This window comes from bacterium (assembly GCA_039961635.1).
Lineage (GTDB): Bacteria > 4484-113 > 4484-113 > JAGGVC01 > JAGGVC01 > JABRWB01.
Map to the genome: position 1 here is coordinate 81,654 of JABRWB010000008.1, position 18,137 is coordinate 99,790.

Sequence of the window (18,137 nt, forward strand, 5' to 3'; positions counted from 1 at the left end):
CAAAAAGATGAGCGATTTTGAAATTGGCGGCGAAATGGACGACGCGATGGCGGAGCTTGCCGCGCAGTTCGCGAAGCTGGCGGAGGGGACGCGCGACGTGCTGGATGCGTTCTCCAAATTCGCCGGGATTGATGCGGGCGGCGCGCGGAGCGATTCGCCGTTCGGAAGCTGGGAGCGGCTGGGCGACGAAGTATTGGGCAGCGTGCGCGGAATCGGAAACGCGCTTTGGCGCGGCGGATTCGACGATGCGGGGCGCAGGTTCCTGCGCAACTTCGCGGGAAAAATCGGCGACGACGTTTCCGGCGCGGTGAGTGAAGCGCTGGGCGGCTCGTTTTTCGCAGATTTGTTCGGCGGACTTTTGGGAGAGCTGGTGCGCGGCCTGGGAGGGCTTTTCGGAAAGGACAAGAAAGCGAAGCTTCCGCCCGCAAAGCTGCCGGAGCTATTCAGTCCGCCGGAAATGATGAGCGCGCCGCTTTCGCTTTTGCCGTCGTCCGCGTTTCTTTCCGGGCGTGCGCCTAGGGCGACGATAAACGTGACGGTGAACGGAATCGTCGGCTCGCCGCGGGACGTCGCGGACGAAATAACGCGCATCGTAACGCGTACGCTTGTCGATCTGACGAGGAGGGGCGCGTAATGCTCAAATTTTGGACAACGGGCGCGGACGCCGATACGTTCGTGCTGTCGAGCGTGAAATCGCGCGTCGAGCACTCGCCGTGCGCGGCGATTGTTTTGGACCGCAGCGGAATTCCCCACAGGATCGCGGGCGAATATCAGCCGCGGCCGGTGCGCATCGAAATCGAATTTCCCGAAAACGCGCTTTCGCTTGAAAACACCCAGCCGATACGGTTCGACAATCTCCTTATCACGCTGTTCGAAACCAACCAGCCGGTCGTATTTTTTGAAAGCACGCGCGCCAGGGCGTACCAGGGATTTATCGAAGAGCTCGATCCGCGCATCGCGGCGAGGCGCGACCGGCTTGCGGGCGAAGACGATTTCGTCCGCGTCGTTTTCTGGCTGGAACGTTTCGGCACGTATTCGGACTGGACCAATCTGGCGAGCGTGGAATGGGAGGACGAGTGATGAGCTTCACCGAAACCGCGCGCGCGGCGCTCGCCGCGAGAAACAAACGCATCGTTTTTCGCGCGCGCCTCAAAACATCGCATCCCGAATCGAACGAGTGGAGGGAATATCCACTTGCGGAAAACGGATTCAGGCTCGTGCGCGAAAGCGGTCTTCCCGCGCGGCTGGAGCTGGATCCGGTTCCGCCGGACGGCGGTTTCGGAGCGGAAAGCGATCCATCCGAGCGCTGGCAGCTCTTCGCGCAGTGCGAGCTGTGGTGCGACGTGTACACCGGCCCGGCGGAATACGAGTCGCAGCGGCTGTTCGACGGAATTCTGACCGAGATAACGCCGCGGGATTACGGGCTGCCCGCGGTCGCGCTGGACAGGCTGCACATTTTGTCGCGCACCGTGTGCGCGGTCGCGATGGAAGCGGAGCAAATCCCGATTGTTGACGGCGCGCCGCTTGCGCGTGCGGAAGAATTTGACGACCACACTTTCGGATTGGTAATGGCGGAGACGCCGGACGGATTTTCGGCCGAGGGTGAAAGACGCGCATGGCAGCCGGGCGACATCCGCGTTTTTGATTCCGCGGGGGGGGAGCTTCCGCCTGGAAGTTACGCCGTTTATCCGGACAGCGGAGTCGTACGGTTTCATTCGATACCGGAAGACGATGTTTTCATTTCCGGCGTGCGCTGCTACATCGAGGGAACGAACGATGTTTCAAATGTCCTGCTTTCGGCGCTGACGTATCCGAAGGAAAAAGGCGGGCCGGGGCTGTCCGTCGCGCAACTCGATCTGCCGGCGCTTGGACTCGACCTGAACCGCGTAGAGTGGGCGGAAGCGGACGGGAGCGTCGCGGATTTTATTTCGCACCTGCGCGGCGCGCTGCCAGGAAACGTTTCGCTTTCGTACGACAGCGATTCCGGCAGGTTCAAACTGCGCGCAATCGAGCAGAGCGAAACGCCGGATCTGACGCTTTTGAATCCGGTTTCTGTATCCGGGCCGCGGGACGCGCACGAGGTATACACGCGCGTGATAATCCGCGGCGAAAATCCCGCGCCCGCGCCACTCTCGGACGATGCGGAAATAACCGACTTGCAGGAAGGAGTCGGCGAGACATTCAAGTGGGAAGGCAACAAGAAAACGTTCGACGCGGGAACGATCGCGCTTGTATCGGACGGCGGCGCGAACACGGGATTCGGGCGGCACAACCTTCCGGGCGAGCCGTACGACTGGCGGGATTTCGCGCTGCTCGACCTCGGCGCTCCGGAGGGGGGAGGGTTCTTCCGGATTTCGCGCGTCGACGTGGTTGCGGCGAACAGCGCGAATCCGAATTCGCAAAGCGGCGCGAATTTGATTTTCCTTTACGGCGTCGAGCTTTTGGGAAGCAGGGACGGAGTCGGGTTCGTACGCATAGCACCGGGCGCGAAGTGTTTTCTCAAGGCGCTCGAAGTGCGCACGTTCGATTCGCTTTCGTTCGACCGGTTCCGGTATCTCAAGGTGCGCGTCAAACCGGCCAAAGACGGACTGTCCAACCAGAGCGATCCGGGGCTTGCGCTGAACGAAATCCGAATTTGGGGCGCTCTCGAATACGAAATCGAGTCGTGCGTCCAGGACGACGATCCCGATGCGCCGTTTTACTTCCCCGCCCTGCTGGAGAAAACATCGGCGATCGGACATCTGACATACATCGAGGACGCGGGAAACGCGCTTGACCGGTACGCGGCCAAGGCGCGCGCGGACGCGCTGCTGTCGGAGTTCATCCGCGCGTTCCAAGCTGTCGAGTATTCATGCATCGTCGATCCGACGGCGGACGTGGATATGACCGCGGCGGTGGAAGACGCGGCGACGGGAATAGAAATGAGTTTTCTTATCCACCGCGTCGTAATCGAAGGCACGCGGACCGTCGTATCCGGCGTGGATTATCTATCCGCGCCGCTTTCTTAGGAGGACAGATGGCGAAGCAAATCCGAAATCTCGCATCCGAAATCGACGCGCGTATCGCGCGCTCTTCCGCGCGGGGGAAACGCGGCGCTGTGCCGCATCCGCCGTCCAACCGCGACTGGCGGGCCGAGCCCGCCGCCGACAATCCCGATCCGTCGTTCGATTTCGGCGTGCTTTCTCTCGGCGAATACGGCGACGAAACCGCGCTCTCCGGCGACGTGAAATTGAGCGAAGCCGCGGGAATCGAAATCGCGCGCATCGACGCCGACAACGCGCTTTCGGTCGGATTCACCGCGGAAGCGGCGGAAATGCTGGGATTGCTTGCGAGCGCAGGGCCGGGCAAACTCACGACGAACAACATAGGCGCTCCGCTCATTACCGTTTTCCGGCTGGGAACGCAGATTTACGCGCTGACCGCCGGGCAGATTTACCGCGTCGGCGAAACCACGGGAACGCTCGTCGCGATTCCCGGATGCGCGCCGGGGCCGGGCGAGCAGTTCACGTGCGCACGCGTATTTTCACCGTACGCTTTCATCGGTACGAGCACGAACAACCGGCCTTTCTTGAATATTTACAGGTTTGACGGCTCGGTTATAGCGGGGGAGCCCGTTCTTCCGGCAATCGGACAAAACTATTTCGTCGCGGGGATGACGGTATGCGCGGCTTCGCTTTACGCGCTCGCCGGCGACCTCGCCGCGCCGAATTACGGATGGACGGTGCTCCAGCGCGCCGCTCCCGGTGCTTGGGTTCAGCTTCTTCCCTGGCAGAGCGGCGAGCAGGCGGGGACTATCGGTGCATCGTCGGAGCTTCTCGTGACCGCCAACGCGGGCGCGGCGGGACGCGTTTACAGCGTGCAGCTCGGAGCCGGTCAGGCCGCGCCCATGCCCGTCGTGAACCTTCCCGGCGGCGCGCCTCTGGCAACCCTCGCGGGCGCGGAAATCGCGGTGCGCGGATGCGAAGCGTACGTTTCGGACGGCAGCAATATCTGGGGAATCGCGGACACCCAGCCGAAGACGCACTCGGCAGCGCCTGTCAATCTTGCCGCGTTTTTCGCCGCGCCGTCGCGGTTCACGGCGCCCGCATCGTACATCGCGGTGGACTCTACGGGCACGGCGTTCGGAATCGAGGCGGGCGGGCTTTTCGTTTTCGGTGTCGAGGTGCGCTTCCGGATTGATGCAACGCCGACGTTCGAGGACTGGTGCTACCTGCTCGGATACGACGGCGCGGAACTTATCGAAATCGCGGCGGGAAAGTCGCCGCCCGCGCCGTATTTCCGTCCGGTCGAGGTTGACCGCGGCGGGAGGATTCTGTTCGCCGCGCTCACCGCGGCGGACGCGCCGTATGTCTGGAAGATGCGGATGAGCCTGAAGCACATTCTCGGATTCGCGGGAAGAAAACTCGGAGTGAAATGAAATCGCGTCACGCGAGGCGTGACTAAGGAGAAATCAATGAAGGTCTTGAAGTTTTTAAAAATCGGATTGAAGGAAGTCTGGCGGTACGCGAAGTGGCTGTGGAAGCATTACGACGAGATCGCACCGGTGATCGAAATAATCCGCAGGCTCGCGGGCGAGGCCGAGGAGGCGTTCGACTCCGGCGAGGACAAACGCCGGTTCGTCGCGCGGCGCGCCGCGCGGGCGCTCGCCTGCAGCGGGACGGCGAAGACGACGCGTAATCTTTTGATCGAGCGCGCGGCGGCGGACGCGAAGGACGGTGCGCTGTGAATCCGGAAATCACGACGACGGGAGCGATACTTGCGGGTCTCGCGGCGCTCGTCACCGCGGCAAGCGCCGGGATGGCGCGTGTAATCGCGGAGCTGCGCAAAATATCCAACGGCAACATGCAGCGGATCGACGAGAGGCTGGCCGAGATTGCGAAACTGGAGCGCGCGAATTTGATGATGGGGGGGAAGATATTGCGGGCCATCCGCGGCCTCGGCGCGGACGGCAATTCGCCCCCCGTCAAAAAACGCGCGGGGCGCGCGGAGGGCGCGCCCGCTCTGATTCCGCATCCATCTACAATGGAGGGCGATGGCAGGAATGACGGATAAATTCGCATCGCCGCTGATGCGCGGAACGCTTGAGGTCGCGCGCGGATTCGTCGGCGTGCGCGAGGAGCCGCCCGGCTCCAACTGGGGCAAGGAAATCGAGCGGTTTCTCGCGAGCACCGGGATAAGGACGCCCGCGCCATGGTGCGCCGCGTTCGTATATTTCTGCGTTAAGAGCGCGGCGACGGAACTCCGCGTCGAAAATCCGTTCGCGAAAATCAAGCTCAAGGCGTACACGCCCGCGTGGCTCGAATGGGCGGATGCGCACGGGGAAAAGCTGACGGGTGGAAAGGCTGCGGCGCTTTCGCCGGCGGAATTCGCTCGCGAAATTCCGCCCGGAACGATATTCCTTCTTTATTATCCGAAGCTCAAGCGCGTCGGACACATTGGATTCATAGCGGGCGCGCCGGACGAATCGGGTTACATCCCGACTATCGAGGGAAACACGGATCTGCGCGGATCGCGCACAGGCGGCGGCGTAATTCTGCGAACGCGCAGACTGCGCGGGATATACAGGCTTGTCCGGTATTGAACAGCCTGGAGTAAAATTGAGTCGGTGACTTGCGATTGAGTCCTTCAATTAAAAAACGGATTTTGCTTTTATCCATCGCTTTCGCCATGCTGGCGGCGCTAACGGCCGCGGCGTTTTCGCAGACGGGCGAGCGCATCCGCGGGCTTCTGCGCGATTTCAAATACGTCGCGAATGTCAGGTACGCTGAAGGCGGCGGAAAGTACCACCTTCTGGATGTATTCGCCCCTAGGATAGTCCCCGATTCGCCGATGCCCGTCGTCGTCTATATCCACGGCGGCGGATGGCGCAGGGGCGACAAGATAAGCGGCAAGACTTTTATGGCCGCGCTTGCCGAGGCCGGATTCATCGTCGTTTCGATCAACTACCGGCTGGCGCCTGACTCCAAATGGCCGGCGCAGATCGAGGATTGCAAGGCCGCGATACGCTGGGTGCGGAAGAACATCGCGTCCTACGGCGGCGATCCGCGGCGCATCGGCGTGTTCGGGCTTTCCGCGGGAGGCCACCTCGCCGCGCTTCTGGGCACATCCGGCGGCGTTGCCGCACTAGAAGGCGATCTGGGAGAGCGCAACATGTCCAGCCGCGTAGACGCCGTGTGCGACTGGTTCGGGCCGTCCGATTTCACCATCCTGGGCAGGCGCGCGAGCAAAGAACACAAAGGGATCCTGGAGGGCTTCCTGGGCGGAAAGCTTGATGAAGTCCGTGACAGGGCGATTGCGGCGTCGCCGGTCACGTACATAGACCGCGACGACCCGCCGTTTCTGATCATCCACGGCGATTCGGACCCGCTGGTTCCGGTGGAGCAGTCCGAGCGGCTGCACGGGCTGCTTGCGGAGGCGGGCGTCGAAAGCGAGCTAATCGTGGTACCGGGAGGAAAGCACGGAGATTTCCGCGGCACCCATCCGGACGGGCGCGAACTGACGGCGCTGATGGTCGAGTTTTTCGAAAAGCATCTGAAATAGTCCCGTTCCCTTTTTGCGCCGTTCCGGATAACCGCCGTAAATTGAAGGTACAATAATTGCGGCCGAGTTTTGCGGCCGGACAAATATTCAAATGGCCCGTGGCCGGAAGAAACTTGCGCGACCAGCCGCGTCAAAAGGCGCAAAAGCTTCAATTTGCGCTTTGCTTTTAACCGCTGCGCTTTCCTGCGGGGGCGGGAATGCACCGCCGCGGAAGGATTCCCATTTTGCAATGGATGGAAGTCTCTCACAGGAGGCATCGCAACTTTTCGCGTCAATTTCGAACGAAAGTCCCGATCCCGCGATAATGGCGTTGCTGCTTGACGCGCTTGACGACAAGTTGAAGGAATTCCATCCCGAAGGGAAAATCCGGTCCTCCGTCCCCAAAGGAGAAGCCGGCAAGGTTTACGACCTTTCGTACGACCAGGGTACGAAAACCTTGTCCTGGAGCTACGTCAACCGAGGGGATTACGATTTTTCGGGCGAGGTCGGGCTGTCCGATCTGACTCCCATCGCGATTTATTACCAAGCCAAAACCGGAGACGGCATCGGAGACGACCAACGCGAGCGCACGGTGGATGGAAACGGCGACGGAGAGGTGGATATAAAGGACATAAATCCAATCGCTCTCTCTTACCTTGCCGATGTTGCGTCGTACCGGATACTCACTTCGTCCGAAGCTGGCGGCGAATACACCGCAATCGGAGAAATCGAATACGCGCAAAACGGCGGCGGCCATCCGCCGAAATTCGTCATACCCCTTCCGGACGCGGCACACGCGTTCGTCGCGGTCGTGCCGCTCGACGGAAGCGGTACGCCCGGAGAACAAAGCGATCCGGTTCAGGTGGGACAGAGGCCGCTGATTTTTGAAGTCGGCCCGTCCGGGGGAAAATCCGGCGCGGCGGTGGTTTTTTCGGCCAGCGTCGCGGGCACGCCGCCGCTGTCGTACGCTTGGAGTTTCGGCGATGCCGCGTCGCCGTCCGTTGCGGCTGTGCCTTCCCCTACCGTCGTGCTGGGAGCAGCGGGCGAATATTCGTGCAGCCTCGCGGTTACCAATAAGTACGGCCTGGCGGAATATGATTTCGAGGTTTCGGTTTATTCCGCCCCATCCGCGCAAATCAGGGCCACTCCCGCATCGGGGAATCCTCCCCTAGTAGTGCTGCTCGACGCGTCGGGCAGCACGGCCGGCTCCGGTGCGATCGTGCTTTACGAATGGGACGCGGACGGCGACGGCGCGTACGAGTCGACATCGGGAAGCACGCCGGAAATATCCGCGACCTACAATACTCCGGGCGTTTATTTCCCCGCCGTCAGAATCACGGATTCCATGGCGAACCAAGCGACCGCCTCCACGCAGGTTCGGGCCAACTCGGCGCCTTTCGCCGATTTATCGGTTGATCCCCGGTCGGGCGCCGCGCCGCTGACCGTCGTGCTGGACGCTTCCTCAAGCCTCGACCCGGACGGGACTATTGTTTCGTACGAATTCGATTTCGACGGCGACGGTGCGTGGGACACTCCTCGGCAACCGCAAAGTTCGATCCAACATCAGTATTCCGTACCCGGATTTTATCTGCCGTCAGTGCGCGTGACGGATTCCGACGGCGCGTCGGACGTCGAAATCGCCGCGGACGAGCTGTACATTTCCGGATGGCGGAAGAGGACTTTGGATTCCCAAGGCTTTGTCGGAAAATACTGCTCGCTTGCGGAAATCGGGGGTGTACCGGCGGTTTCGTATTTCGACATCGGCGCCGGCGACTTGAAATTCATCGCCGCGCTTGACGAACTGGGCGAAGCCTGGCGCCCGCCAGTCCTGGTGGATTCCGCCGGAACCGTCGGCTCGTACAGCTCCCTCGCGGAAATAGCGGATGCGCCGGCGATTTCGTATTTCGACGCTTCAAACTCCGCAGCGAAATATGTCCGCGCCCTGGACAGCGCGGGAAGCGCTTGGGGCGAGCCGGTCATGCTTGCATCCCAAGGAAGCGTGGGCGCGAACACATCCTTGGCCGTGATAGACGGAAGGCCCGGGGTGAGCTATCTGGATATTTCGAATCACAATTTCATGTACGTAAGCTCCTTTGACGAAACCGGCGCGGCCTGGGACGCTCCGCACGTTGCGGCGGCGGGCGCGTCCGCGGGCGAGCGCAACTCGCTGACCGAGGTCGCCGGACATCCCGCAATCACATTCGTGGAAGAATCCTCCGCGTCGCTCGCCTTCGTGCGCGCGATGGATCCGCAAGGCACGTCCTGGCCGGAGCCGGTGACAATTGACGGAACACTCGGCGCGGGGCTTTATTCTTCGCTTGCATTCGTCGGGGGCGCTCCGGCGGTCAGCTATTTCGAAAACAACCAGTCGCGGCTGATGTTCGCAGGGGCTCTTGATCCATCCGGCTCCGAATGGAAAACGCCGCTTGGTTTGGAGTTCGGCGGGGCGGGGCTTTGGTCGTCGCTCGCCACCTATCAGGCGAAACCGGCAATCGCGTATTTCGACTCTTCCATCAACAGGATCAAGTTCGTCGCCGCGCTCGATACAGCGGGAACCATGTGGGCGGCGCCAGAAGTCGTTGCGCAGGAAGAGGCGGAGCACCTGTCGCTTGCGATAATCGCCGGCAGGCCGGCGCTCGCGTACTACGATCCGCTCCAACTCGACCTGCGGTTCGTCGTACTTTACTGACGATCCCGCGGCGCCGCGCTTATAATTCAATCCCTTGAAAGATTCAATCAAAACGTTTCGCGAAACTCCGGGCGCGGGATCGGGATTGCACGTAGATCTGTACGAGATTACGATGGCCGCGGGGTATTATTTCAGCGGCCGCGCCGATGAAATCGCCCACTTCGAGCTGTTCATCCGGGGAGGCGGGCCTAATCGAATCCACGCGCGAAATTACTACGTATACGCCGGGCTGGAAGCCGCCCTGGATTTCATCCGCGGGTGGGGATTTTCGGACGACGACGTCCGCTATTTGAAAAACCTGCCGGCCCTTTCGCACCTGGACGATTCGTTTTTTTCGCTCCTGCGGGGGCTCGAATTCACGGGCGACGTTTTTTCGTTCCCGGAAGGCAGCGTCGTTTTCCCTGACGAGCCGATATTGCGCGTCCGCGCTCCGATAATCCAGGCGCAGCTTTTGGAAACCGCGCTTTTGGCGATAGTCAACCACCAGACCACGATCGCCACCAAGGCGGCCCGCGTCGCGCATGCCGCGCGCGGGCGCGCCGTCGCGGAGTTCGGCGCGAGGCGCGCGCACGGTTTGGGCGCGGCGGAGTGGGGCGCACGCGCGGCTTATATCGGAGGCTGCGCGTCCACATCGAATTGCGCGGCCGGACGACGGTTCGGCATCCCTGTGGTCGGCACGCTAGCCCACTCGTGGATAATGAGCTTCGAAAGCGAGCAAGAGGCGTTCGAAGCCTACGCCGGGGTGTTTCCGGACGGCATTGTTTTGCTGATAGACACTTACGACACGCTGGAAGGCGCGAAGCTCGCCGCCGGATTCGGAGCGAAGCTGAAGGGCGTGAGGCTGGACAGCGGCGACATCGCCGCGCTCTCGAAGGAAGTGCGCGGGATACTTGACGCGGGGGGGGCGAAGCAGGCGATCATCTTCGCCAGCGGAGACCTGAACGAAGACAAGATTTCGTCGCTTATCGAAGGCGGCGCGCCCGTGGACGCGTTCGGAGTGGGAACGGATTTGATAACAAGCCGCGACCTTCCCGCGCTGGGCGGAGTTTACAAGCTTGTCGCGCTCGAAAATCCGCTCACCGGCGAAATGGAATACAAACGCAAGCTTTCGCGCGACAAGGCCACGCTTCCCGGCCCGAAGCAGGTGGGACGCTCAACTGACGCGGACGGTTTTTATGCGGCGGACTTGTTGCTTCTTTATGGCGAGGAGCCGCCGCAGGGTTATGCGCCGCAGCATGTCAAAGTTCTGGAGAACGGCCGAGCTTTGCTCGAACCTCCCGTCACAGCCGAAGTCCGCGAACGCGCCATGGGCGAGCTGGCCAAGCTTCCGCCGCGTCTTCACGAGCGGTCCGCGCAGCCTTACCCGGTCGAGATGGGCGCCGCGTTGGCAAGGCTAGTGGCCGACGGGGTTGGCTGTTAAAGGGAAGTGAAGTAATATTTCCGGCGGTGAAGTGAAGATGAAGCCGATTTACATAGACATCGACACCCAACATGATTTTATGGACTCGGACGGAGCGCTTAGCGTGCCCGGCGCGGCCAAGCTTGTGCCGAACATCGCCCGGTTGTACGCGGCTGCAAGGGAACGCGGCATACCGGTGATTGCAACCATGGACGCGCACTCGCAAAACGATCCGGAGTTCGAGGAGTACGGCTTTCCGCCGCACTGCGTGAGGGGCACCCACGGCCAGGAAAAGATTCCCGCGACGATCGGAATGAAAAACTCGCTTATCACGCGCGAGGGAACGGGGGAACTGTCGTATTTGCCGCCTCAGGTGATAATCGAAAAAGTCGCGTTCAGCGTTTTCACCAATCCGCACGCGGAAAACCTGATACTTCGCCGGGTGCCGCAGCTTGCGGGCATAACTCCCGGCGAGGCCGCGTACGTGGTGTTCGGCGTCGCGACGGACTATTGCGTCAAGGCGGCGGCTATTGGGCTGGCGGAGCGCGGAGCGAAGGTTTTCGTGGTCGAGGATGCGATCGCGCCGGTAGAGGAAGAATCGGGGAAAAGCGCGGTGGATGAAATGAAATCCGCGGGCGTGGTTTTTATAAGCACGGACGAAGCATTGTCCCTGGGAACCGAAGAGTAAGTCCTTCAGCCCCGTCGCCGTCGCGCCAAGCCAAAGCGGAAGCGGATTACTTTTTGCCGAACGGCCAAAAACCCTTTTTGGCGCCGCCCCTTTCGCCCTCGATCTGCGCGACCAACTGCTCGGCGTTGAGGTTGCGCCACTGCTGCTCTTTGAGACAGGCAAGCACGTGATCCTTCAACGCCGGCTTGGGCTTGCCAAGCAGGTCGGTGAACTGCATCCCGGATGCGATCGCGCCTTTGAAGTTGCTGTCGCGTATGAAAACTATCTGGCCGCGGAACGCGACCTTGTCGAAACGCGCGTTGACGAACTGGCACTTCTGGATTTTTTTCGGATTCTGTATGACCGCGCCGGTGAAGTTGGCGCCCGTGAAGTTGCATTCGGTGAACTCGCAATCGTAAAAAACCGTTCCCTGAAGGTTGGCGCCAGTCAGGTTGCAGGAGCGGAAATTGATTTTTTCAAGGACGGTGTCCGAAATATTGGCGCCGCTCAACTCCACGTCGTACAGGTCGAGGTTGTCCGTCTCCACTCCGATTTGGGTTTTCCCGCCGTTGGACGGCCGCCCCAGCCATTCCCTCAGATCGGCGTTGGACCAGTTCAGGCGTATCCGGCTGGAGTGAATCGCGTAGTATTTCTCGATAAGGCGCTTGAACTCCGCGCGATCCTTGAGAAGTTTCAAAAATTCTTCGTCGCTGAAGGACGTGTCGCTCGAGCGCTTCCTCACTCCTTCCTCGCTCGACCACGGCTCCGGACTGTCCTTGCCGCCCGGATCTTTGCCGATCTTGGGCTCGTCGTGCTTGGGCTCCTGCTTGTACGTGATCACCTTTTCGCCGCGGAGCCTAAGCAGGTTGTCGTAGTCGGCGCGCTTTTTCGGATCGCTTAGCACCCTGTAAGCTTCGTTGATCTCGGCGGATTTGATCGTCGCTTCTTCGCGCGGCAGCTCCGAGAGGTCGGGATGGTACTTGCGCATCAACTTGCGGAACGCTTCCCTGATCTCGTCGGGGGTCGCATCGGTTTTGAGGCCGAGAATCTGGTAGTAATTGAGTGTCGCCATACGACCTTGCCCGGTTATTGCGGGGCTGGCGGATTATATAGACTGCCGCTTGCAGTGTCAAACGGTTGGCGGACGCGCATCGTCGCGGCGCCGGCCGGAAAATGAACGGCCCGGCGTTTCGGCCGGGCCGTCTTGTACACTGGCTTTAGGTCAAGGCTACTTCTTCCCCGAAGGATGAATCATCTCCTTGAGCGCCTTGCCAGGCGTGAACTTGGGGACTTTGCGCGCCGCGATGGCGATCTTCTCGCCAGTCTTCGGGTTCACACCCGAACGCTTCTTCCGACTCGCGACGGAAAAGTTCCCGAAGCCGGTGATCTGGACCTTGCCGCCCTTCTTCAAGGTCTTGGTTATCGTGTCGATGGTCGCGTCCACGACAAGCTTGACCTTGGACTTCTCGAGTTTGGTCACCTTGGCGACCTCGTCGATCAGCTCGGTCTTACCGACTGCCTTTTCCTCTTTACTCATACCGCTCCTCCAGAGAACCGAGATACCGCGGGATTCTATACGCGGCATCGCGCATTGTCAAGCGCATGACCGCATCATTCCTTGCACGACGCGGACAGGGCGGGCGAATCTCCTGATATAATCGGCTCGATGGCGAAGAAAAAAAAGCAAAACGACGCGGCGGAACGCGAATCGCCTCAGCCCGCGCGGCCGCCGGCGGCCGCGCCTGCCGAAGCGCGCGGCGGAATGCATTTCGCGGGAACGAGCTTCTTTCTTTTCATTCTGACCGCGTCGCTGGTTGGCTGGGCGTTCTTCAAAAACACGAAGGCGGTAAACGAAAACCTGCAGTACGGCCTGCTGCCTCCCACCATTCCTCGCTCGGTTCCGTTCCCGAAAAGCATATTCACCGTTGAAAAGGCGACCGTCGAGGATTGCGTTTTGACCGAAGAAAAAGAGGACGGCTCGAAAGCGGAAAAACCCGGAAAAAAATTCACCGTCGAAGGAACGACCGATCGCCCGCCTTCCGAAGTGCGCGATTTTTACAACGAGTTTCTTTTGGACCGCGGATTCAGGCAACGGTCGAACATAGGAATGCCGACCGGCCAGTTCCTTCAGATGGACAACGACAAGCTTCTCGTGGACATCACGGCGGAGAAGCTGTCCAAGGATCCGAAAACGCGCGTGAAGATCGAAATCTACCAGTGAGCCCGCTGGGCCCGATGTATGCGCGCCCGTCCCCGGTGTAAAATCGGTTTGCGCGCCCGTAGCTCAGGGGATAGAGCATCTGCCTTCTAAGCAGAGGGTCGCAGGTTCGAATCCTGCCGGGCGTATTTCGCCCCGTTACTTTGAAGCAACGGCCGCGCGCGCTTCCTCCACTATCCTCGGGCCGCTCGATGTGCCGATAACCGACGCGCCGGCGGCGAGCATCGCCCTCGCAGTTTCCAGATTCGATATTCCGCCCGACGCTTTGACGCGCACGCCCTCCGGCGCGTTACCGGCAAGCAGCCGCACCGCGTTCTCGGTTGTTGCATCGCGCCCGTAGCCGGTGGATGTTTTCCAAAAGTCCGCGCCAGTGCCGCGCACCGCGCGGCACAGCGCGGCAATTTCCTCGTCCGAGAGAATCGGAGTCTCGAAGATGAGCTTGATTAAAAGGCCTAGGCCGCGCGCCCTTTCGCACAGCCTTCCCGCCTCGTCCTCCACCTTCGCCCAATTCGCCGCCTTCACCGCGAACAGGTCGAGCACGACATCAACCTCGTCTGCGCCGAATTCGCGCGCCTCCTCCATCGCGAAAAGCTTGCACGCGGTCGTGTCGCAGCCCATCGGATACGAAACAACCGCCGCGACGCGGATGTCCGGATTGTGCGTTTTGACCGTCGCGACCAGATTGGGCGGCACGACGAGCGCGCGGAATCCGTAATTCCGCATGTCCGCGACCGCGACGCGCAGCGCGAGCGCGCGCGTGTGCTCCGTTATTTTCAACAGCGAGTGGTCTATCGCCCCGGCGATCGCCTCCGGCGATTCCATGTCATTGCTGCTCAATTTCCTGTTCCTTCCGGCGCGCGCCGTTCCATCCGCGCTCCAGGTTGGCCGCCAGCTGCGGGGAGGGCGAGACGCGCACCATTCCCACGCGGTTGCCGCTGACGGACAACACGCTGAAATCCCATCCTTCGTACCGGAAGCTGTCGCCTTTCGCCGGGATGCGTCCGAGGCACGAAAAAACAAGCCCGCCGAGCGTGTCGAAATCCTCGTTTTCGATGTTGGTGTGAAGCTCTTCGTTCATCTCCTCGGTGGACATCCGCGCGCTCAAAAGGTAGCTTCCGTCGTCGAGGCGGATGATCAGTTTCACCTCGTCGTCATATTCGTCCTGGATTTCGCCGACGATCTCTTCCAGGATGTCTTCGAGCGTAACCACTCCCGCAAGACCGCCGTATTCGTCTATCACGATGGCCATCTGTTTGCGGTTTTCCTTTATCTCCTGCAGAAGTTCGTCGAGCTTTTTCGTTTCCGGAACTATGTAAGGCTCGCGGCAGATCTTGCGCAGGTCAATTTCGTCAGGCCGCATCCCCGCGAAAGCTTTGAACATGTCCTTTACATGCAGAACGCCGATCACGTTGTCCAGGCTCCCTTCGTATACGGGGAACCGAGAATAGCTGCTCTGCGCGATGAACTCGATGACCTTTTTGCCGGGCGTATCGGCGGATATCGCCTGAAGATAGGTGCGCGGCGTCATTATTTCGCGGGCCGTCGTTTCTCCGAACTCGTAAATGGAGCGGATCATTTCCTTTTCTTCCCGCTCCAGCTCCGCGTCCTCCTCCGGATTTTCCGTCCATAGATCCAGCTGGGACGCGCCCGCGCGCTCCAGAAATTCCTCCGGGCGGCCGATAGTGAAAGCGAGCTTTTCGGTTATCCAAATCATCGGGGAAAGCATCGCGAGAAGGAAAGACATAAGCGGCGCCCAAGTGACGGCGAACTCCGGGGTTCCAAGATAATGCATCGAGAGCACTTTGCCGAAAAGCAGGATGAAAAGCGCGAGACCAAGCAACGCAAGCGCGAAGTAAAGCCAAGCCGCGCCCTGGAGCGGGTAAAGCCTGTACGCGGCCGCCACCGCGCCGAACGCAAGCGCGCCAGCGTGCCCGGACAACTCGCCGATTCCCACTCCTATGACCAGCCGCGCGGGCCGGCGCAGCATTCTGGCAAGCAGCCCTTTGTTGCCGCGCACCGAATCGTCGTAAAGCGGAAGTTCCGTCCTGTCCATGGTGAAGAGGCTGGTGCGCGCGGCGGAAAAGAAGCTGCCTACGAGAAATTCAACCGCGGCGAGAATATAAAGAATCGTGAAAACGGTTTGACTCGGGGGCTCGTCCAATTACGCTACCTCTGCACAGCAAATCGAAAGCAATTCAAAAGTGCGCCCTTCCATTTTTTCGAGGGCTTCGTCGTCGGGATGATCCCATCCCAGAAGGTGAAGCAATCCGTGGGTTACCGCCCACCGCAATTCGTCTTCCATATCCGCCCCCCGTTCCTCCGCGTTCTTTCGGACAACAGGCAAACAAACCACGATGTCGCCCAAAACGTCCTTGGGGAGGGGGAAATCCGCGCCGCCCGCGGGAAACGAGAGCACGTCTGTGGGCGCGTCGATTCCCCGCCAGTCGCGGTTGAGGGTTTGCATCTCGGAGGCTTCCACCACCCTGACGCACAATTCGGCGTCCCCCCGGACGCCCGCGGCGGAAAGAAGCCTTTCGAGGAAAGACTCGAGGCGCGCCTTCGCGGGTTCGCCCAAGTCCGCGTCGTCTATGACATCGCACATATAAGCACTAAACCGGCGGGCCGGCGCGAATATTATACCACGGGCGGGCTCGACACTGGTAAAATCCGCGCGGAGGAACAGGTATGGCGATTCTCGATTTGACAATCAGTCCGCGGAAAAAGGGCGAAGAGAGCCTGCGCGGCGCGGTGGCAATCGCGGAGCGCGTAATCCGCGCGAGCGGGCTGCCCAACATGCTCACGCCGATGAGCACGATAGTGGAAGGCGGGCTGCGCGAGCTTCTCGACCTTATCGAAAAGGTGAACGAAGCTCTTATCGCGGACGGCTATTACCGCGTTTACACGATAGCCAAGATCGACCACCGCGTGGACAAGGACGTGAGGATGATGGACAAAGTCGCGGCGGTCGAAAGCGAGCTGGCCAAGGACGGCGGCACTTGAGCGCGGGCGCGCGATTCAATGTGAGGTTTGCGCGGCCGGACGATCGCGGATTCATCGTCGAAAACATGCAGGCCATGGCTCGTGAAACCGAAGGAATCGAGCTTGACCGCGCGAAGCTGGAATTCGGAGTGGGCGCGGCGCTTGCGGACGCGTCGCTGGGGCGGTACCTGATCGCGGAAGCGGCGGGCGGCGGCGCGGAGCCGGTCGCGTCGCTGATGCTCACGCGCGAGTGGAGCGACTGGCGCGGCGCCTGGTACCTGTGGATCCAGAGCGTATACGTCCGTCCGGAATGGCGCGGCCGCGGCGCGTACCGCGCGATGCACGCGCGTGTCATGCAGCTTGCGCGGGAGGAAGGCGCGTTCGAGGTCAGGCTGTATGTCGCGGAGGAAAACACGGGCGCGCAGAGGACTTACGAGCGCGTCGGGATGAAAAAGTCGAACTACGTGATGTACGAGGAGGAGGTGTGAGGGAAAAATTACCGCATAATATTATTGCCTGTTCCTGCCGCATTTGGAATGAAGCAAGGGGATAACGCAATGGCAGATTGCAATTCTCACCCCCGCGGAGGCGATACGCTATGAAGACTAATGAATTCGATTGTGTCGAGCTGCAGTACGAAGGCGGGCGCAGAGTGATGAAGGAACTCAGGGGCCTTAGCAAGGAACAAAGACTTGAGTTCTGGCGAAAGGCCACGGAAGAGCTTCGCGCAAGGCAGGAAAAGCTTAAAAAGGCAAAGCGCGGAACCAAGCGCAAGCCCGCCGATTAATCCAGGCATGGCCGTTAATGGACACCGTCGCAGCCATTCCACGGGTTGGCAATTCCCGTCATCCCGCAAAATCCCCGACGGCCTGCCCGCGGTCTGATAAAATCAACATCCCGTAGTTCCTCTGCGGCCAGGAGCACACCATGAAAGGCATCGTACTCGCCGGGGGGTCCGGTTCCCGGATGTTCCCCCTCACAAAGGTGACGAACAAGCACCTGCTTCCCGTCGGGAAGTACCCGATGGTCGTACACCCGATTATGAAGCTCAAACAGGCCGGAATCGTCGAAATCCAGGTCATAACCGGCCGGGAGCACATGGGCGACATGCTGGAGCTTTTGGGAAGCGGCGCGTCCTTCGGAGTGGAGTTCACGTTCCGCGTCCAGGACGAGGCGGGCGGCATCGCGCAGGCGCTTTCGCTGGCCGAGCATTTCGCGGCGGGCGACAACGTGTGCGTAATCCTCGGCGACAATATTTTCAGCGATCCGCTTGAGCCGCACATGTCGCGCTACTTCTCCGAGTGCGGCGGTAACGGCGCGATGGTGCTCTTAAAGGAAGTCCCCGACCCGCACCGCTTCGGCGTGGCCGAAATTTCCGCGGGAAAGATAACTTCCATAACCGAAAAGCCGGAGGAGCCAAAAACCAACCTCGCCGTGACAGGCATCTACTTTTACGATGCTTCGGTTTTTCAGATAATCAAGACGCTCAAGCCCAGCAAGCGCGGCGAGCTGGAGATAACCGACGTCAACAACGCGTTTCTGAACGACCAGCGGCTGATGTTCGGAATCCTCGACGGCTGGTCGTTCAGAAACGCGTTGTTGACGTCGGTTATCTCCAGCTCGCCGCGCTTGCTGGGCTTGAGCGTCTTGATTATCTGAAAAACCG

At 60.6% G+C, this 18,137-nt stretch carries 21 protein-coding genes and 1 tRNA gene; 17 read left to right on the top strand and 5 right to left on the bottom strand.

Annotation, left to right across the window (positions count from 1 at the left end; translation table 11 throughout):
* Nucleotides 1-7: 7 nt before the first annotated feature.
* The 11 genes from HRF49_01440 (at nucleotide 8) to HRF49_01490 (ending at nucleotide 11,295) form a co-directional block, all read left to right on the top strand.
* Nucleotides 8-634, top strand: a complete 627-nt coding sequence (locus tag HRF49_01440) for a hypothetical protein (protein MEP0813315.1) — start codon at nucleotides 8-10, stop codon at nucleotides 632-634.
* Nucleotides 634-1,080 carry a hypothetical protein gene (locus HRF49_01445; GenBank protein MEP0813316.1) on the top strand — a complete coding sequence of 149 codons (447 nt, stop codon included), beginning with the start codon at nucleotides 634-636 and terminating at the stop codon, nucleotides 1,078-1,080. The genes HRF49_01440 and HRF49_01445 overlap by 1 nt, the downstream gene beginning before the upstream one ends.
* Nucleotides 1,080-3,008, top strand: a complete 1,929-nt coding sequence (locus tag HRF49_01450; protein MEP0813317.1) for a hypothetical protein — start codon at nucleotides 1,080-1,082, stop codon at nucleotides 3,006-3,008. The genes HRF49_01445 and HRF49_01450 overlap by 1 nt, the downstream gene beginning before the upstream one ends.
* Nucleotides 3,009-3,016: 8 nt before the next feature.
* Complete coding sequence (locus HRF49_01455) at nucleotides 3,017-4,417, top strand: hypothetical protein (protein ID MEP0813318.1); 1,401 nt, start codon at nucleotides 3,017-3,019, stop codon at nucleotides 4,415-4,417.
* Nucleotides 4,418-4,453: 36 nt separating this feature from the next.
* Nucleotides 4,454-4,726 carry a hypothetical protein gene (locus HRF49_01460; protein ID MEP0813319.1) on the top strand — a complete coding sequence of 91 codons (273 nt, stop codon included), beginning with the start codon at nucleotides 4,454-4,456 and terminating at the stop codon, nucleotides 4,724-4,726.
* Nucleotides 4,723-5,052 (top strand): hypothetical protein, encoded by a 330-nt coding sequence (locus HRF49_01465; protein MEP0813320.1) that lies wholly within the window; start codon nucleotides 4,723-4,725, stop codon nucleotides 5,050-5,052. The genes HRF49_01460 and HRF49_01465 overlap by 4 nt, the downstream gene beginning before the upstream one ends.
* Nucleotides 5,042-5,581: a hypothetical protein gene (locus HRF49_01470; GenBank protein MEP0813321.1), complete on the top strand. Its 540-nt coding sequence runs from the start codon at nucleotides 5,042-5,044 to the stop codon at nucleotides 5,579-5,581. The genes HRF49_01465 and HRF49_01470 overlap by 11 nt, the downstream gene beginning before the upstream one ends.
* Nucleotides 5,582-5,616: 35 nt before the next feature.
* A complete protein-coding gene (locus tag HRF49_01475; GenBank protein MEP0813322.1) occupies nucleotides 5,617-6,540 on the top strand; it encodes an alpha/beta hydrolase in 924 nt (307 codons plus the stop codon).
* Between the two features lie 229 nt (nucleotides 6,541-6,769).
* A complete protein-coding gene (locus tag HRF49_01480) occupies nucleotides 6,770-9,208 on the top strand; it encodes a PKD domain-containing protein (protein MEP0813323.1) in 2,439 nt (812 codons plus the stop codon).
* A gap of 112 nt (nucleotides 9,209-9,320) precedes the next feature.
* The gene (gene pncB / locus HRF49_01485) at nucleotides 9,321-10,628 is read left to right on the top strand and encodes a nicotinate phosphoribosyltransferase (GenBank protein MEP0813324.1); all 1,308 of its coding nucleotides are present in this window, start codon (nucleotides 9,321-9,323) and stop codon (nucleotides 10,626-10,628) included.
* Between the two features lie 31 nt (nucleotides 10,629-10,659).
* Nucleotides 10,660-11,295, top strand: coding sequence for a cysteine hydrolase (locus HRF49_01490; GenBank protein MEP0813325.1), 636 nt, complete (start codon nucleotides 10,660-10,662; stop codon nucleotides 11,293-11,295).
* Nucleotides 11,296-11,341: 46 nt separating this feature from the next.
* Here HRF49_01490 and HRF49_01495 read toward each other — a convergent pair whose 3' ends face one another.
* The gene (locus HRF49_01495) at nucleotides 11,342-12,346 is read right to left on the bottom strand and encodes a DnaJ domain-containing protein (GenBank protein ID MEP0813326.1); all 1,005 of its coding nucleotides are present in this window, start codon (nucleotides 12,344-12,346) and stop codon (nucleotides 11,342-11,344) included.
* A 156-nt stretch (nucleotides 12,347-12,502) separates the two neighbouring features.
* Complete coding sequence (locus HRF49_01500; protein ID MEP0813327.1) at nucleotides 12,503-12,811, bottom strand: HU family DNA-binding protein; 309 nt, start codon at nucleotides 12,809-12,811, stop codon at nucleotides 12,503-12,505.
* Between the two features lie 129 nt (nucleotides 12,812-12,940).
* On the opposite strand from HRF49_01500, the gene HRF49_01505 reads away from it, so the two are divergent.
* Together HRF49_01505 and HRF49_01510 are read left to right on the top strand one after the other, a co-directional pair.
* A complete protein-coding gene (locus HRF49_01505) occupies nucleotides 12,941-13,495 on the top strand; it encodes a hypothetical protein (GenBank protein ID MEP0813328.1) in 555 nt (184 codons plus the stop codon).
* A 52-nt stretch (nucleotides 13,496-13,547) separates the two neighbouring features.
* Nucleotides 13,548-13,620 (top strand) — tRNA-Arg (locus HRF49_01510).
* 10 nt (nucleotides 13,621-13,630) lie between these two features.
* On the opposite strand, the gene deoC is transcribed toward HRF49_01510, so the two are convergent.
* The 3 genes from deoC to ybeY are packed head-to-tail and all read right to left on the bottom strand — an operon-like array spanning nucleotide 13,631 to nucleotide 16,094.
* Nucleotides 13,631-14,329 (bottom strand): deoxyribose-phosphate aldolase, encoded by a 699-nt coding sequence (gene deoC, locus HRF49_01515; GenBank protein MEP0813329.1) that lies wholly within the window; start codon nucleotides 14,327-14,329, stop codon nucleotides 13,631-13,633.
* Nucleotides 14,316-15,653 carry an HlyC/CorC family transporter gene (locus tag HRF49_01520; protein MEP0813330.1) on the bottom strand — a complete coding sequence of 446 codons (1,338 nt, stop codon included), beginning with the start codon at nucleotides 15,651-15,653 and terminating at the stop codon, nucleotides 14,316-14,318. Before HRF49_01520 ends, deoC begins: the two co-directional genes overlap by 14 nt.
* Nucleotides 15,654-16,094 carry an rRNA maturation RNase YbeY gene (ybeY, locus tag HRF49_01525; protein ID MEP0813331.1) on the bottom strand — a complete coding sequence of 147 codons (441 nt, stop codon included), beginning with the start codon at nucleotides 16,092-16,094 and terminating at the stop codon, nucleotides 15,654-15,656.
* 83 nt (nucleotides 16,095-16,177) lie between these two features.
* Between ybeY and HRF49_01530 the strand changes: the two genes are divergently transcribed.
* From HRF49_01530 to HRF49_01545, 4 genes are all read left to right on the top strand, one after another.
* On the top strand, nucleotides 16,178-16,492 hold the full coding sequence (locus HRF49_01530; GenBank protein ID MEP0813332.1) for an MTH1187 family thiamine-binding protein: 315 nt from the start codon (nucleotides 16,178-16,180) through the stop codon (nucleotides 16,490-16,492).
* 65 nt (nucleotides 16,493-16,557) lie between these two features.
* The gene (locus HRF49_01535; GenBank protein ID MEP0813333.1) at nucleotides 16,558-16,959 is read left to right on the top strand and encodes a GNAT family N-acetyltransferase; all 402 of its coding nucleotides are present in this window, start codon (nucleotides 16,558-16,560) and stop codon (nucleotides 16,957-16,959) included.
* Nucleotides 16,960-17,069: 110 nt separating this feature from the next.
* Nucleotides 17,070-17,258, top strand: a complete 189-nt coding sequence (locus tag HRF49_01540; GenBank protein ID MEP0813334.1) for a hypothetical protein — start codon at nucleotides 17,070-17,072, stop codon at nucleotides 17,256-17,258.
* 140 nt (nucleotides 17,259-17,398) lie between these two features.
* Entirely contained in the window at nucleotides 17,399-18,130 is a 732-nt protein-coding gene (locus HRF49_01545) for an NTP transferase domain-containing protein (GenBank protein ID MEP0813335.1), read from the top strand.
* Nucleotides 18,131-18,137: the final 7 nt, after the last annotated feature.

Excerpts from the sequence above, each read along its gene's own strand:
- HRF49_01440 (MEP0813315.1), top strand. The coding sequence starts at position 8 with ATGAGCGATTTTGAAATTGGCGGCGAAATGGACGACGCGATGGCGGAG.
- HRF49_01445 (MEP0813316.1), top strand. The coding sequence starts at position 634 with ATGCTCAAATTTTGGACAACGGGCGCGGACGCCGATACGTTCGTGCTG.
- HRF49_01450 (MEP0813317.1), top strand. The coding sequence starts at position 1,080 with ATGAGCTTCACCGAAACCGCGCGCGCGGCGCTCGCCGCGAGAAACAAA.
- HRF49_01455 (MEP0813318.1), top strand. The coding sequence starts at position 3,017 with ATGGCGAAGCAAATCCGAAATCTCGCATCCGAAATCGACGCGCGTATC.
- HRF49_01460 (MEP0813319.1), top strand. The coding sequence starts at position 4,454 with ATGAAGGTCTTGAAGTTTTTAAAAATCGGATTGAAGGAAGTCTGGCGG.
- HRF49_01470 (MEP0813321.1), top strand. The coding sequence starts at position 5,042 with ATGACGGATAAATTCGCATCGCCGCTGATGCGCGGAACGCTTGAGGTC.
- HRF49_01480 (MEP0813323.1), top strand. The coding sequence starts at position 6,770 with ATGGATGGAAGTCTCTCACAGGAGGCATCGCAACTTTTCGCGTCAATT.
- pncB (MEP0813324.1), top strand. The coding sequence starts at position 9,321 with ATGGCCGCGGGGTATTATTTCAGCGGCCGCGCCGATGAAATCGCCCAC.
- HRF49_01495 (MEP0813326.1), bottom strand. The coding sequence starts at position 12,346 with ATGGCGACACTCAATTACTACCAGATTCTCGGCCTCAAAACCGATGCG.
- HRF49_01500 (MEP0813327.1), bottom strand. The coding sequence starts at position 12,811 with ATGAGTAAAGAGGAAAAGGCAGTCGGTAAGACCGAGCTGATCGACGAG.
- HRF49_01505 (MEP0813328.1), top strand. The coding sequence starts at position 12,941 with ATGGCGAAGAAAAAAAAGCAAAACGACGCGGCGGAACGCGAATCGCCT.
- ybeY (MEP0813331.1), bottom strand. The coding sequence starts at position 16,094 with ATGTGCGATGTCATAGACGACGCGGACTTGGGCGAACCCGCGAAGGCG.
- HRF49_01530 (MEP0813332.1), top strand. The coding sequence starts at position 16,178 with ATGGCGATTCTCGATTTGACAATCAGTCCGCGGAAAAAGGGCGAAGAG.
- HRF49_01535 (MEP0813333.1), top strand. The coding sequence starts at position 16,558 with ATGCAGGCCATGGCTCGTGAAACCGAAGGAATCGAGCTTGACCGCGCG.
- HRF49_01540 (MEP0813334.1), top strand. The coding sequence starts at position 17,070 with ATGAAGACTAATGAATTCGATTGTGTCGAGCTGCAGTACGAAGGCGGG.
- HRF49_01545 (MEP0813335.1), top strand. The coding sequence starts at position 17,399 with ATGAAAGGCATCGTACTCGCCGGGGGGTCCGGTTCCCGGATGTTCCCC.